Annotated in this window: 8 protein-coding genes and 6 pseudogenes; 8 read left to right on the plus strand and 6 right to left on the minus strand. The window is 40.5% G+C overall.

All coding sequences use genetic code 11. From position 1 onward, the window contains the following. Positions 1 to 263 precede the first annotated feature (263 nt). Positions 264 to 2645: a phosphoketolase family protein gene (locus HGD76_RS03570; RefSeq protein ID WP_168694986.1), complete on the minus strand. Its 2382-nt coding sequence runs from the start codon at positions 2643 to 2645 to the stop codon at positions 264 to 266. 1131 nt (positions 2646 to 3776) lie between these two features. Between HGD76_RS03570 and HGD76_RS03575 the strand changes: the two genes are divergently transcribed. Then, positions 3777 to 5117 (plus strand): RNA-guided endonuclease InsQ/TnpB family protein, encoded by a 1341-nt coding sequence (locus HGD76_RS03575; RefSeq protein WP_168694987.1) that lies wholly within the window; start codon positions 3777 to 3779, stop codon positions 5115 to 5117. A gap of 36 nt (positions 5118 to 5153) precedes the next feature. On the opposite strand, the pseudogene HGD76_RS03580 reads toward HGD76_RS03575, so the two are convergent. From HGD76_RS03580 to HGD76_RS03590, 3 genes and pseudogenes are all read right to left on the minus strand, one after another. Beyond that, positions 5154 to 6860, minus strand: a pseudogene (locus tag HGD76_RS03580) (tetratricopeptide repeat protein); the annotation flags it as partial. Between the two features lie 140 nt (positions 6861 to 7000). Next, entirely contained in the window at positions 7001 to 7459 is a 459-nt protein-coding gene (gene ybiA, locus HGD76_RS03585) for a riboflavin biosynthesis intermediates N-glycosidase (RefSeq protein ID WP_168694988.1), read from the minus strand. 193 nt (positions 7460 to 7652) lie between these two features. Next, the gene (locus HGD76_RS03590; RefSeq protein ID WP_210967715.1) at positions 7653 to 9020 is read right to left on the minus strand and encodes an RNA-guided endonuclease InsQ/TnpB family protein; all 1368 of its coding nucleotides are present in this window, start codon (positions 9018 to 9020) and stop codon (positions 7653 to 7655) included. A gap of 81 nt (positions 9021 to 9101) precedes the next feature. Here HGD76_RS03590 and tnpA point away from each other — a divergent pair, with 81 nt between their 5' ends. The 6 genes and pseudogenes from tnpA to HGD76_RS25115 form a co-directional block, all read left to right on the plus strand. Next, a complete protein-coding gene (tnpA, locus tag HGD76_RS03595; protein ID WP_027401090.1) occupies positions 9102 to 9506 on the plus strand; it encodes an IS200/IS605 family transposase in 405 nt (134 codons plus the stop codon). A 168-nt stretch (positions 9507 to 9674) separates the two neighbouring features. Then, entirely contained in the window at positions 9675 to 9860 is a 186-nt protein-coding gene (locus tag HGD76_RS26425; RefSeq protein ID WP_407644798.1) for a hypothetical protein, read from the plus strand. 38 nt (positions 9861 to 9898) lie between these two features. After that, a pseudogene (locus HGD76_RS03605) lies at positions 9899 to 10273 on the plus strand (IS1634 family transposase); the annotation flags it as partial. 335 nt (positions 10274 to 10608) lie between these two features. Further along, positions 10609 to 10740, plus strand: a pseudogene (locus tag HGD76_RS03610) (zinc ribbon domain-containing protein); the annotation flags it as partial. Positions 10741 to 11317: 577 nt separating this feature from the next. Then, a pseudogene (locus HGD76_RS03615) lies at positions 11318 to 11947 on the plus strand (HNH endonuclease); the annotation flags it as partial. Between the two features lie 83 nt (positions 11948 to 12030). Then, positions 12031 to 12198: pseudogene (locus HGD76_RS25115) on the plus strand (RNA-guided endonuclease TnpB family protein); the annotation flags it as partial. 16 nt (positions 12199 to 12214) lie between these two features. Here the strand turns inward: HGD76_RS25115 and HGD76_RS03625 are convergent. Next, positions 12215 to 12358, minus strand: a pseudogene (locus HGD76_RS03625) (MOSC N-terminal beta barrel domain-containing protein); the annotation flags it as partial. A 4-nt stretch (positions 12359 to 12362) separates the two neighbouring features. Further along, entirely contained in the window at positions 12363 to 13019 is a 657-nt protein-coding gene (lepB, locus tag HGD76_RS03630; protein WP_015078075.1) for a signal peptidase I, read from the minus strand. A 283-nt stretch (positions 13020 to 13302) separates the two neighbouring features. On the opposite strand from lepB, the gene HGD76_RS03635 reads away from it, so the two are divergent. Then, positions 13303 to 14625, plus strand: coding sequence for a dihydroorotase (locus HGD76_RS03635; protein ID WP_168694989.1), 1323 nt, complete (start codon positions 13303 to 13305; stop codon positions 14623 to 14625). The last annotated feature ends 324 nt before the right edge of the window (positions 14626 to 14949 follow it).

Raw genomic sequence — 14949 nt, forward strand, 5'->3', positions numbered from 1 at the left:
TTTTTGAACAAGCTGTAAACCGTAAACCCCATCGAATCAACGATTGAGTCTCAGTATAATGAACAACAATCAAACCGGATTCCTATATTAGAAAATAGATAATTATAATTTTACAAAAAACTAATTATAAAATACTAAATTATTCAGAGAAATAGGGACAACTTTTGCAGCATCAACAGAAAAATAAATTGTTTATTGTTATCTCATGTGTAGGGGTTTAGCAGTGCTAAACCCTTACCTATAAAATCAGCTTAACTCAATTATTAATATGGCCAAGTCCAATCGCGGATTTCTGGCATATCTTCACCGTGTTTCTGAATATATTGCTTATGTTCAATCAACTTATCTTGCAATTTTTGTTTTACATAAGCTGCTTGAGAACCTAATTTTGGTACACGGTCAATCACATCCATAACTAAATGGAATCTATCTAAATCATTCATTACCACCATATCAAAAGGTGTGGTTGTTGTTCCTTCTTCTTTGTAACCACGCACATGAATATTCTGATGATTTGTATGCCGATAGGTGAGACGATGAATTAACCAAGGATAACCATGAAATGCAAAGATGATTGGTTTATCAGTTGTGAAAATAGTATCAAAATCCTTACTATTTAAACCGTGAGGATGTTCACTTTTTGGCTGTAGAGTCATCAAATCCACAACATTAACAACTCGCACTTTTAAATCTGGGAAATTTTGCCGTAAAATATCCACAGCCGCTAAAGTTTCCAAAGTTGGAACATCTCCAGCACAAGCCATAACTACATCGGTTTCACTGTCTTGATCATTACTAGCCCATTCCCAAATTCCTAAACCTTTGGTACAATGTTTAATTGCAGAATCCATGTCTAAATATTGTAATGCAGGTTGTTTACCAGCCACAATCACATTGACATAATTACGACTTCTTAAACAATGGTCAGTTACTGATAGCAAAGTATTAGCATCAGGTGGTAGATAAACACGAATGATTTCGGATTTTTTGTTAATTACATGATCAATAAAACCAGGATCTTGGTGAGAAAACCCGTTATGATCTTGTCGCCAAACATGAGAAGTGAGAAGATAATTTAAAGAGGCAATTGGTCTTCTCCAAGTAATATGCCGAGTTGTTTTCAACCATTTGGCGTGTTGGTTGAACATGGAATCAATGATGTGAATAAAGGCTTCATAACAGGAGAAGAAACCATGACGACCTGTTAACAAATATCCTTCTAACCAGCCTTGACAATTGGTTTCGCTGAGGATTTCCATAACTCGACCGTCCGGTGATAAATGGTCATCTTCCGGGAGAGTTTCCGCATCCCAAGCGCGGTTTGTCACTTCAAATAAAGGATCTAAACGATTTGAGGCGGTTTCGTCGGGACCAAAAACGCGGAAGTTACGGCTTTCTTCGTTGAGTTTCATAATGTCACGGAGAAACTTGCCAGTAACTTTGGTAGCTTCAGCGTTAACTGTCCCTGGTTTAAATACTTCTACAGCATAGTTGCTAAAATCAGGCATTTTCAAGTCACGCAGCAAAATTCCGCCGTTAGCGTGGGGGTTGTCTCCCATGCGACGCTGACCTTTGGGGGCTAGTTCTGCCAGTTCGGGAATCAGTTGACCGTTGGTGTCGAAAAGTTCTTCAGGTTTGTAACTTTTTAGCCAATCTTCCAGCAATTGCAGATGTTCCGGTTTACCAGCTATATCACTAAAAGGGACTTGGTGCGATCGCCAATAACCCTCTGTTTTCTTCCCGTCCACTTCCTTGGGTCCAGTCCAACCTTTAGGAGTGCGTAAAACAATCATTGGCCATTGCGGTCGTGCTTGGAAACCATGTACCCGCGCTTCTCTTTGGATACTTTGAATTTCAGGAATGATTGTATCTAATACTGCCGCCATTTTTTGGTGAACTTCCGCCGGTTCAGAACCTTCCACAAAGTAAGGTTTATAGCCATAGCCGATAAATAGGCTTTCCAATTCCCCATGGGGTATCCGTGCTAATACTGTGGGATTGGCAATTTTGTATCCATTCAAATGCAGAATTGGTAAAACTGCACCATCAGTAACAGGGTTGATAAATTTGTTAGAATGCCAGCTAGTTGCTAGGGGTCCAGTTTCCGCTTCTCCGTCACCCACAACCGCCGCAACTATCAAATCAGGGTTATCAAATACTGCACCGTAAGCATGAACTAAAGCATAGCCTAATTCTCCCCCCTCATGGATAGAACCAGGGGTTTCTGGGGCGACGTGACTGGGAATACCACCAGGGAAGGAGAATTGCTTAAATAGTTTTTGCATTCCCTCTTCATCTTGGGAGATGTTGGGGTAATATTCGCTATATGTTCCTTCTAAGTAGGTATTGGCAACAATTCCGGGTCCACCATGTCCAGGACCAGCTATGTAAATTGCATTGAGGTCGTATTTTTTAATAACTCGGTTGAAGTGGGCGTAAATCAAGTTTAGCCCTGGGGTAGTTCCCCAATGTCCTAATAGTCGAGGTTTGACGTGTTCTTGTTGGAGTGGTTCTCTCAAAAGAGGATTGTCGAGGAGGTATATTTGTCCAACAGAGAGATAATTGGCTGCACGCCAATAGGCGTTAATTTTTTGTAATTCTGTGTTTGTTAAAGGTTTTGTCTGTGAAATGCTGGCAATAGTCATTTAAAACTCCAGTCCAAAGTATTCGCACCAATCAGTTTTATTGTAACTGTGATGATTTGTTTGGGGAAAAAGTTAATTACTTTCTACAGCAGATTTTGCTCTAATGAGGTACAAACTTGAATTATGAAACTCTTGTAGTGCGGGCATCTTGCCCGCTGGATAAGTACCTCATCACATCAGAAAGTGCTGTATTTAACTATTTTTTTGTCTCTTGATATTTAATTTTAGGATAATATTACAAACAACAACACCCAGACATCTACTAGCTTGTTGATTCCCTCTTTTTGTTAACTCTAGCCAGGGATGTACTACCTTTCATCAACTTGATCAACAAGGGATGGAAACCAGTTACAGCGCCCCCTGATTTTCATTCATTTGAGGGAATATCAGCTTTCGCGTTGGGTGTTGTTGTTTGTTGACGAGACAGATGTAAATTAAACAGCGCTTTTACCTCTTATTTAACTTGCGTTTTTTCTCTTCTTTCTCTCTAGCTGTTGTATCTGCCAGGGAAGCTCTAATGGCTTCAACTATTAGAATAACAACTTTAAATTAGATTGGATATTTTTGCAATTAAACTTTACAAACAAAAAACATCAGTGAGCTTTAACAGTTTTGCGTAATTCCCCACCCTCAATGTACTCATAGGGTGGGGATGTAAGCAAGTCAAAAACGAAACGTTCTTAAAATGTTTTTTACTGCAAGTAAAAGAATTTTGAGGACAGTTGAGTTTTTGACAAAATATTAGCATTGGTTCGCAAGTAAATTATCTATTATCTGACGCAACCATTCACCATAACTTTGACTTGGGTCTTTTATTGCCGATATCCTTTCAGCAACTTCTTTATCTATCGTTAGCCCAATCCGAATTTTACTCTTTCTATACAGCACTTCCCGGTGTTATGAGGTACATATCTAGCGAGCAAGATGCCCGCACTACAAGAGTTTCATGATTCAACTTTGTACCTCATAAGAGCGGAAACCGCTGTATCTAGCATTATACTTGTTAACTTTGTCTTTGTTTCTCTGTTGCCATTCAGTTTGTGTTCTTGGTTTTTTCATGAGTTGACATATCTATGTAGATAGATATATAATAGTATTTAGAGTCAACAAAAACAAGAGGTAAAAACATCAATGGCGTTACGTAGAGAAACTTTCCGACTATATCCAAATAAACAAGTCAGTGAAAAGTTGTCCTACCATCGTCAACTTCATAAAGATTTGTATAATGCTGCTGTATCTAACCGCATTACTTCATATAAAAAGTTTGGTAAATCTGTTTCTTACTTTGAGCAACAGAACTGTTTACCGGATTTCAAAGAAGTCTGGATAGAATATAAAGTAATTAATTCCCAAGCACTACAAGCCACATTAAAACGGGTTGATTTTGCTTTCCAAAGGTTTTTCAAGGGACTAGCAAAGTATCCTAGATTCAAGTCAATTCGCCATTATTCCGGTTGGACTTACCCATCTTTTACGGGTTGGAAAGTACATAGCACAGGAGATAACGGCTATTTAGAATTATCAAAGATTGGTCAAATCCAAATGCGGGGTAAAGCTAGACTTTGGGGGCATCCTAAAGCTTTAGATATCGTTAACCGCAATGGTAAATGGTATGCTTCCATCGTCTTAGAAATTGATGATACTTTGTTAAAGAATAGCCGCAAAACTGATAATGGTGTTATGGCAATTGATTTAGGTTGTAATGATGCAATTGCTTGGACAAATGGTGAAGACAATGGTTTAGTGGCTGCACCTCGGTTTTTCCGAAAAGCAGAACAAAAAAATCAAGAGTTGGGTAAATCAAAACGTCGAAAACGTTCTCCCAATTTCAAAAAGAAAGTTAAGGCTTCTAGAAGGTGGAAGAAAGTTCAGAAGTTAGTTAGTAAACTTTCGAGAAAAGTTGCTAACCAAAGACAGAACTTTGTTCACCAAGAAACTACACGAATAATCAGCGGTAATAGCACGGTAGTTACTGAAAAATTAGAAGTCAAAAAAATGAGTGCCAAAGCTAAGAAAGGTAAACGTAAAAAACAAAAGGCAGGACTAAATAAATCAATTCTTGATGTGGGAATGGGGATGATAAGGGACGCTCTAAAAGCGAAATTATCAGACATTGGTGGCTTGTTTGTAGAAGTGCCTACAAGGAAGGTAAAACCATCTCAAACTTGTCCAAAATGTGGGCATCAAGAAAAGAAGAGTTTAGCCGCAAGAACTCATGTTTGCCATAACTGCGGATATACCCAACAGCGCGATATCGCCGCCGCAGAAGTAATGCTACTTTGGTACTCAAATAATCTACAGGGGTTAGGAACTAGCCTCTTAGACGTGGATGATTCTAGCTCTACTTCAAACACCAGCAAACCCAAGAATGCTGGAAGTATGAAGCAACTCGGTCAAAAGAAACGTCAAAAATCTCAGGCTCCGCTAGGGGATGTAGAAACCCCTGGCTCAAACGAAGTTAGCCAGGGGTAGTTCATAAGCCTATACTTAAAATCCTCCTAATGCACGAATATTATCAAGAATGGTAACTTCTCCATAGGGATCGCCCACAGCCCGCATTAAAGGTAAAGCTTGATTGTAAAAGACCAGTGCCTTTTGCTTTTCTCCTAAAGCATTGTAGACAGCACCGATATTATTGAGAGTGGTAGCTTCCCTACTGCGATTCCTACGGAGCGCTTCGCTATCGCCCACAGCCCTAAATATGGGTAAAGCTTGGTTGTAATAGTCCAGTGCTTTTTGCTTTTCTCCTAAAGCATTGTAGACAGCACCGATATTATTGAGAGTGGTAGCTTCCCTACTGCGATTCCTACGGAGCGCTTCGCTATCGCCCACAGCCCGACGTATGGGTAAAGCTTGGTTGTAAAAGTCCAGTGCCTTTTGCTTTTCTCCTAAATCAGAGTAGACAAGACCGATATTATTGAGAGTGGTAGCTTCTCCACCGCGATTCCTACGGAGCGCTTCGCTATCGCCCACAGCCCGACGTATGGGTAAAGCTTGGTTGTAGAAGTCCAGTGCCTTTTGCTTTTCTCCTAAATCATCGTAGACAAGACCGATACTATTGAGAGTGGTAGCTTCTCCACCGCGATTCCTACGGAGCGCTTCGCTATCGCCTACAGCCCTAAGTATGGGTAAAGCTTGGTTGTAAAAGTCCAGTGCCTTTTGCTTTTCTCCTAAATCAGAGTAGACAAGACCGATATTACTGAGAGTGATAGCTTCCCCACCGCGATTCCTACGGAGCGCTTCGCTATCGCCCACAGCCCGACGTATGGGTAAAGCTTGGTTGTAATAGTCCAGTGCCTTTTGCTTTTCTCCTAAATCAGAGTAGACACCACCGATATTATTGAGAGTGATAGCTTCCCAACTGCGATTCCTACGGAGCGCTTCGCTATCGCCCACAGCCCTAAGTATGGGTAAAGCTTGGTTGTAATAGTCCAGTGCTTTTTGCTTTTCTCCTAAAGCATTGTAGACAAGACCGATACTATTGAGAGTGATAGCTTCCCCACGGCGATTCCTACGGAGCGCTTCGCTATCGCCCACAGCCCGACTTATGGGTAAAGCTTGGTTGTAATAGTCCAGTGCCTTTTGCTTTTCTCCTAAATCAGAGTAGACACCACCGATATTATTGAGAGTGATAGCTTCCCAACTGCGATTCCTACGGAGCGCTTCGCTATCGCCCACAGCCCTAAGTATGGGTAAAGCTTGGTTGTAATAGTCCAGTGCTTTTTGCTTTTCTCCTAAAGCATTGTAGACAAGACCGATACTATTGAGAGTGATAGCTTCCCCACGGCGATTCCTACGGAGCGCTTCGCTATCGCCCACAGCCCGACTTATGGGTAAAGCTTGGTTGTAATAGTCCAGTGCTTTTTGCTTTTCTCCTAAAGCATTGTAGACAAGACCGATACTATTGAGAGTGATAGCTTCCCCACCGCGATTCCTACGGAGCGCTTCGCTATCGCCCACAGCCCGATACAATAATCTAGCCTCTTGCCATTTTTGAATTGCTTGTCGCAATGACTCTGCTGATCCTTTTTGATAAAGTGCCTGTCCCTCTTCAAAAAGCCGTTCTGCATTTTCCTTTGTTGCTGCTGGAGATTGAGCAATTTTTGAGGAATCATCTTTTGCCAAAACACGGCTAGAGTCAGTAACTGCACTCACACAACCAAACAACAGAATACTAATAGACAAAGTTATATAGCCGTTACCTACCAGTAACATCAGCCAATTATGTTGTTGTTTTCTATTTTTCATCAGAATTAATACGTGGTAAAATAGCAACCTCTGTTTATAATATCAGCTTTTTTTGATGATATTCTCAGTAAACAATATTTTATACAAGCGACCAGTATCAAAGGTTTTCATCTTTTCAAGAATTGTGAGCGGATTTCTGCACGTACACTCATGAGGATTTTACCGAGATGATTTTCTCCTGTATGATTTGCACCACAGCCCCAGAAACAGTCTGTAGGGGAATTTTCTATAAGCATTTCATCACCTGTGATTAATAATATTTCCCTAATATCAGCATGAGTGATAAATTTTTGTAGTACCCCAATCCGCATAACTTGAGTTTTCACCAATTCCCAATCTGGACGGAAACGACGAGAGGGACAACGCCCTAAAGCAGCAGCCTGTTCAGGACTAACAGCACCGTGAATTAAAGGTATAATGGGAGCATCGGAACTACCAACAAACTTTTGTGCTTGATAATAATGCTCAACGGTTGGCCAGTCAGTACCATCAATGTTAATACTGTGGGGAGAAAAGTTAGAAAAACAACCATAGGGCTGGGAAACCTGATAAAAGTAAATAGTCATTTGCAAAATTCTCTTTTTTGACACTCCCCGGTCTAAAGACACGGGGATTCTTAAGATTTCACAATCTTAATATCTTGTTTGCACAAGTTCCCAGACTCAGTACGTTTGCACAAAAGTGCGTGCTGATACCGCCAGTTGCTCTACTTGGGGAAACCCCAAGACCGCACTGGCTCATCTTCTGGGCGTTTAGCTGTTAAACAGCAAGTTTCGCGGAGTCCCCACGTACTATTTTGAAACCTCTATCTCTGATAGTCTTTGCAGCACCAATATCGGCGTGTTCGTGATATCCGCATTCCGTACAAATGAATTTCTCACCATCACGGTTTGACTTATCAGTATGCCCACAATTTCTGCATTCTTGACTGGAGTATTTAGGATTAATTTTAATTACAACTTTTCCTTGCTTCACAGCGAGATACTCAATTTTTAAAATCAAATCACTCCAACTTGCATCAGAAATAGAACGGTTTAATCCTTTTTTTCTAGACTGGCCATTCTTTAAAAATCTCCCTGTTTTTTCATCGGTTTTAACTTGGCAACGCCTCAACATACCGGAGATGTTTAAATCTTCTAAGGCAATAGCATCAACCTTTCTAGAAACTATTGTATTAGCAACACTCCATTGATAAGCAGTCCGTTTATCTGTAATCTTTTTGTGAAACCGTCCTACTTTATTAGCTGCTTTTTTACGATTCTTACTACCCTTGACTTTACGATTAACCCGTCGCTGTCTAATTTTTAAAGTGCGTCTAGCTTTTTTATTGGTTGAGAATTTAGGATTATCAATTTGATGTCTGTCGGAGAAATGGACAAGTTTAGTTATTCCTAAGTCACAACCAAGAATAGAATTAACCCTTCGACTTCGCTCAGGGTTAAAGCCGAGCGGAGTCGAGGCTTTAACTTCGTTTAGCGGTTTTTTTACATAGTCTGGTATGGTTTTATCTTCAATCCTAATTGAGACATACCAACCATCTTGACGCTTTCTTAATGTGGCAGCTTTGATAGTAAAGCCTGTTGGTATTGAGCGAGAATTGAAAAACCGCAGCCATCCCAACTTAGGAAGATAGATTTTATTCCCTTGAGCTTTTACGCCCATCTGGTAAGTAAAAGAGGTAAAATTACTCCGGTTTTTAAACTTAGGAAACCCTCTCCCTTCAAAAAAGTTTTTATAGGCAGTGTCAAGGCGTTTGACGTTTTGCTGTAGGACTGTAGAATCAATCTCAGCAAACCAAGGTCTAGCTTTTTTTAGATATGGTAATGCCGTTATTTGAATATCACCAGCACTGCGTCGAGGGTTTTTGATGTTGCCATTTTTATCGGTTTTAACATCCTTCCACGGCTCTCCACTTGCTCCATTTTTACTGACAAAACAAGTTAATGGACAAGCTTCTGCTTTAGTCCTAATATCACAATAGTCACCTTGAATAAATTGCTGGTTGTATTGAGCTATTCTGTCAGCCAAACTCCAATTGTAAGTAGACCGGAGCATATCTAGCCAACCGTCCATTTTATCGGATTGACTAATATTAGGACGTAGCTTATATACATAGTTTGTTAGCAAATATAAGTCCCTCCCATTGTTGTTTCCTTTATTTGATTATACAATAGCTATATACAAATAGCAAGTAAATATTTTAAGGTTATGGCTAAGTTTTCTCCAGACGAGTACAGGCACGAAAGCAATGCAGTCTCACTGCTGAATTATCACTTTGTCTTTATTCCTAAACGTCGGAAAAAAGTGCTGGTAGGTTCTATCGCAGAGAGGTTACAGCAAATTATTTGCGAGTTGGTTATAGAGAATAGGTGGAAAATTATTGCTATGGAGATTATGCCGGATCATGTCCATCTGTTTTTAAATGTGAAGCCAACCGATGATCCATCTAGCATCATGAGGAAAATCAAGGGGAGAGCATCTCATCATCTTAGGAAAGAATTTCCCGAACTTTTAAAAATACCTACGCTGTGGACACCAAGCTATTTTGTTAGTACCGCTGGGAATATCTGCACAGAAACGGTTAAGAAATATATTGAACAGCAACGCGATTAACGTCAATGCAGGATAAAGGAAAGCAACTAGCCTTCATCCCTTGTCTAAAGCACAGATGTAGCTTCCTAAGTCAGCTACATCTTCAAGGGTTTTCGGCATTTCCCTTATAAACGAGTCATAGAACTCGATATCGAAAAATGCTTCGATAGGATAAACCACACCGCCATTATGGACAGACTCATTGCTCCAAAGAGCATAAGACAAGGAATATTCCGATGTCTCAAAGCCGGAGTCAACCCAGAATTTCCCGAACGAGCATGGTCTTCTATCTCTCGGTTTTATGATAATTGCAAGAAGAATATTCCTGGCTTAAAAGGATATCCTCAATTCCAAAAAGATTGTCGTTGGAGTTGAATACAAAACATCAGGATGGAGGCTTGCGGAAGATCGCATATAAAGCTCAACAATCATGTGAAAGAGGGTTTGGTTTTCTCAAAGACCCATTATTTTTTGCCGACAGTATTTTCCTCAAAAGTCCTGAGAGAATAGAGTCTTTGGGAATGATTATGGGTTTATGTCTACTGGTTTATACTTTGGCTCAACGTCATATTAGAAATGCTCTTTTGGAGTCTAAATCAACAATTAAAAATCAATTAGGCAAAGCAACTAATCGTCCTACTTTACGCTGGATTTTTCAATGCTTTCAGTGTATTCATTTGGTTACACTCAATCAGGAGAAACATATTTCTAATTGGAATAAGGACAGAGATTTTATCTTGAGTCTTTTACCAGATGATTGTTTACGTTACTATCAATTAGTCAGCTAATTATCATCTCTATCAATTTAATTTCTATGAGTAAAGATGAGCTAATCTCTTTGATTTATAGCTCCATTTTACTATGTCTATAATTTCGTTTTTTACTTTAATTGATTAGTCTAACTTATAATTGTTTCTTGAATATCTTCTTTCGCTTATCTATTGACCTCTCCAGGTGGTGTGCATTCTTATTGCTTCTTATTGAGAATAGATTTTGATGACATTTTTGGTGATTTACTGTTTCTCAAATGCCTTTTTTCACTTTATCTGTTTGTTTTGATGCTTCCTTTGATTTTCATCTCCGTAATTTCCCTCTGTAACATTTTGGGGTGCGGAATGTGGGATTTAAGAGAGTCACGGTAGCGGTAAATCCGCAATATACTAGCCAGGAATGTTCTAGCTGTGGTGAAGTTGTTAAGAAAACTCTATCTACGAGGACACACGTTTGTCAGTGTGGCTGTGTGATGGATAGAGATGGTGCGATTCGTTGTTAGCTGAATCACGGTAATCAGTCCGTACATAAGCTAACCAACCCAATCCAATCATGGAAAAAGGTTGAACTCTCGGTCTGATATGGGTGAAAGCCCCATCTGCCAGACTCAGGTATGACTCCCTATCTGCCCATGATGACCCGACTCGGTTTCGGGAGGTCAAAGCTGGGAACAGGGCGCAATCAGACACCTGTTGTGAGGTGACACTTGGCGCTAACGGGGAGTTCCTATGATGAAACCGAGCCTAAAAAAGCGACCTAATCCAAAGCGGGACACAACTCAAAAACCCGACTTTACTGGAGCTAATTCCCGCCGCATATCCGTCTCAATAGCGGCAAGAGTCCAGGGAATCCAGTGGTTGAATTGGCTACATCTAACGGAACAATCAATCAACCGAGGGAACGAATAAAAACGGATTGGAGGTCTAAGGGAGGTCGAACCCTAAGTAGGCTAGACGAGCAGCGGAACTCCTTCAATTCGGGTAGGACAGACCGTAATTGGTTTGAGGTGTTCAGAAAACACAAATTGGAGAAGAGCATGGTTAGGCACAGCAATAATGCTAAAGCTAACCGCCGCGACAGATGGGTTCGATTTCCTCGGCTGGAACTTCAAAGTCCAGAAAAACGGGAAGTTTAGATGCGTTCCTTCAGTGGACAACTTTAAATCTTTTCGCAAGAAAGTAAAAGCCATCGTCAACTGCTCGAATTATGGTGCTACTACCAAGGCTGAGAAATTAGCTCCCGTAGTTAGAGGTTGGAGGAACTACCATCGCTTCTGTAAGATGGACGGGTCTAGATTTTCCCTTTACCATATCCAACACAGAACATTCAAGGTATTCAATAAGGAAGCCAAAAAGAATCGCCATTCTAGCAAACAATTACTAGATAAAGCGTTCCCCGCAGTTCCTTACTCCGAAAATAAACACATCAATGTTAAAGGGGAGAAATCACCCTACGACGGAGATTTGAGTTACTGGAGCGAGCGTAACAGCAAACTCTATGACAATCATACCTCTAAAGCCCTCAAACGGCAAAACCATAAATGTGGACATTGTGGGCTAAAAATGCTCAGTGATGAGAAGGTACATTTACATCATGTTGATGGAAACCATAACAATTGGAAACCTAAAAACCTTCTAGCAATTCACGAAAGCTGCCACGATTATATTCACATGAGCAAAAGCAAAAGCTAAGAACATCGGAAGCCACCGCGTGAAAGCTGCACGCCCAGATTTAACAGAGAGGGGCGGGAAATAATATTCCCCCTCGACTCTACCAAAATGCAGCTAGAAATATCCTGAGTCGAGGATTGAGTACGGTAGGGCATACCGGAACTTTCATGCTAGACATGAGCAACGCTTTGGGAGATGAGTCCTCTACTTGTGCTGGAGAAATCCTGGATGAGCAAGTCATATCTTTGAACAAAGAATCCCCGTCTCTTTAGAGCGGGGAGTGTCAACATTGACAAACTTATTTTCTGCGTCAAAAAATGCAAATTCCCGGTCATACTCAAGTGCGCCACGGTCGAGAATAGTCGCCTTTTCTACTTCTATACCATCTAGCGACTTAATTGGATATAGCAAAATCTTGGCTAGATATGGCATCATTTCATGGTTTTGGAGATGAATAAGCAGGAGCTTTATCAATTGCACCCATTCTATCAAGTGGCCAAAAACGAGCTACAGCCCGACCAATCATATTTTTTCGGGGAACAACACCCCAACAACGCCCATCATAACTGTTAGGACGATTATCACCGAGCATTAAGTAAGAATTTGCGGGAATAATTTCCGGTTTAGCCAAAAAAGGAGGTTGGAGTCCGCTACTATTGCAAGCTTCAACAAAAGTCCGCACAGAAGAGGATAGGTAAACATTTTCCGGTAGAGGCTGGCTATTTATATATACTTTCCCTTCTCTGAGTTCTACTTTTTCCCCAGGTAAACCAATTACTCTTTTAATAAATGCTTCCCGTTCAGGATTATTCTGGATTTCTTGTGGTGGTAAAAATACGACTATATCTCCCCGTTCGGGGTTAGCAAATTTATATTTCACTTTATCAACAATAATCTTGTCTGCCAGCCACTGGTCTTTGACACCATGGAGGGTTGGTTCCATAGAACCAGTAGGAATCCAACGGGCTTCGGCAACAAAGGTACGAATTCCTAGAGCCAGAAAGATACTCAAGATCATCGTTTTACCTAGCTCTACTATCCAGGAATTATCGGGTTCTTGACTAGAGTTTTTATCAGACGCTTGATTTTGCATGAAATTGTTGAAGTATGTTAGGAGACTAGTATTGAACTCAGACAGATAGACTTGATATTATTAATCTTAACCAGATGGAGCAGATGACAGTTAAATAAAGTAAAAAAATCTAGTGCTTTTCTGTTGTCAGCTACAAACATTCAGGTTTTTAGCTTACTTGATGATAAACATTTTTTAACACAAAACCAAAATTAAAGGTTCTTCGTGCCAATTAAGTTTACCTTAAAGAAAAAGTTATCTATCATCCATAAATAGTTCCTTTATCCCGAAAAATCTTAAATCCATGTCAAATCCACAAAGTTTACTGATTCGTCACGCTGAAATTATTTTACCCAATGGTGATTCAATGATTGGCGATGTGCTGATAGAAGGAAGGCACATAACCCAAGTAGGACAAGAAATTGCTAATGCTACACCCACTCATGAGATTGACGCAAAAGGATTAACTTTGTTGCCTGGTGTGATTGACCCCCAGGTGCATTTCCGTGAACCAGGACTAGAATACAAAGAAGACTTATTTACTGCCAGTTGTGCTTGCGCGAAGGGGGGAGTTACTTCCTTTCTGGAAATGCCGAATACAAGACCTTTAACCATTACTCAATCAGCTTTAGATGATAAGTTACAACGGGCAGCCCAGAAGTGCTTAGTTAATTATGGCTTTTTTATTGGGGCTACGGCGGATAATTTACCAGATTTACTTTCTGCCCAGCCAACACCGGGGATTAAGATTTTTATGGGTTCAATGCACGGAGATTTGTTGGTGAGTCAGGAAGACTCTCTAGAGGCGATTTTTGCCCAAGGAAGCCGTTTAATTGCTGTTCATGCGGAAGATCAAGCCAGAATTAAGCAACGAAAACAGGAGTTTGCGGGGATTACAGATATGGCTGTTCATTCCCAAATTCAAGATAATCAAGCGGCATTATTGGCTACCCAATTGGCATTAAAACTTTCTAAAAAATATCAACGCCGGTTACATATTCTGCATATGTCAACCGCAGAGGAAGCGGAGTTACTGCGTGAGGATAAACCAAGTTGGGTGACGGCAGAGGTAACACCACAGCATTTACTTTTGAATACTAATGCTTATGCAACTATTGGTAGTTTAGCGCAAATGAATCCACCATTGCGATCGCCCCATGATAATGAAGTTCTCTGGCAAGCTTTACGTGATGGTATTATTGATTTCATTGCCACTGACCACGCCCCCCACACTCTAGAGGAAAAAGCCCAAACTTACCCAAACACCCCTTCAGGAATGCCCGGTGTAGAAACTTCTTTACCTTTAATGTTAACCGCTGCAATGGATGGAAAATGTACTGTTGCCCAAGTTGTGCAATGGATGTCTAAAGCGGTCGCTGTAGCTTATGGTATTGCCAATAAAGGTGAAATTACCCCTGGTTATGATGCTGATTTAGTTTTGGTAGATTTAAAAAATTACCATGAAGTTAAACGGGAAGAAGTTGTCAGCAAGTGTGGTTGGAGTTCTTTTGAAGGTTGGAATTTAACAGGTTGGCCTGTAACAACAATTGTCGGTGGTGAAATTGTTTATGATCATGGTCAGCTAAATACACAAGTTCGCGGACAAGCTTTAACTTTTAATGGGTGACAAGGTAGCTAAAAATTTTTGTAGATTGCGTTTGGAACAGAAAAATCAATTGTGTAATTATACTCAACACGGCTTAATTATTTGATTCCATCGGTAGGAGTAAAGCAAGAGCTTCAATGGTGTCCACTTAACGAGAAAACCCATAATCTCCAAAAACCTAACCCCCCTGCCCCCTTCCCTACCAGGGAATGGGGTTTTCAAAGCCTCTCCCCGCGTCGGGGAGAGGTTTGGAGAGGGGTCAATTTATATTTATACATTCAAAACTTTTCAAACATCCTCTAAACACTAGGAAAATTTATGAGTCCGTTTTAACGGACTTGAGCT

The organism is Dolichospermum flos-aquae CCAP 1403/13F (genome assembly GCF_012516395.1).
GTDB classification, from domain to species: domain Bacteria; phylum Cyanobacteriota; class Cyanobacteriia; order Cyanobacteriales; family Nostocaceae; genus Dolichospermum; species Dolichospermum lemmermannii.

Bases quoted from the DNA above. Each gene is read 5' to 3' on its own strand.
- HGD76_RS03570 (WP_168694986.1), bottom strand. From the start codon at position 2,645: ATGACTATTGCCAGCATTTCACAGACAAAACCTTTAACAAACACAGAA.
- HGD76_RS03575 (WP_168694987.1), top strand. From the start codon at position 3,777: ATGGCGTTACGTAGAGAAACTTTCCGACTATATCCAAATAAACAAGTC.
- ybiA (WP_168694988.1), bottom strand. From the start codon at position 7,459: ATGACTATTTACTTTTATCAGGTTTCCCAGCCCTATGGTTGTTTTTCT.
- tnpA (WP_027401090.1), top strand. From the start codon at position 9,102: ATGGCTAAGTTTTCTCCAGACGAGTACAGGCACGAAAGCAATGCAGTC.
- HGD76_RS26425 (WP_407644798.1), top strand. From the start codon at position 9,675: ATGGACAGACTCATTGCTCCAAAGAGCATAAGACAAGGAATATTCCGA.
- lepB (WP_015078075.1), bottom strand. From the start codon at position 13,019: ATGCAAAATCAAGCGTCTGATAAAAACTCTAGTCAAGAACCCGATAAT.
- HGD76_RS03635 (WP_168694989.1), top strand. From the start codon at position 13,303: ATGTCAAATCCACAAAGTTTACTGATTCGTCACGCTGAAATTATTTTA.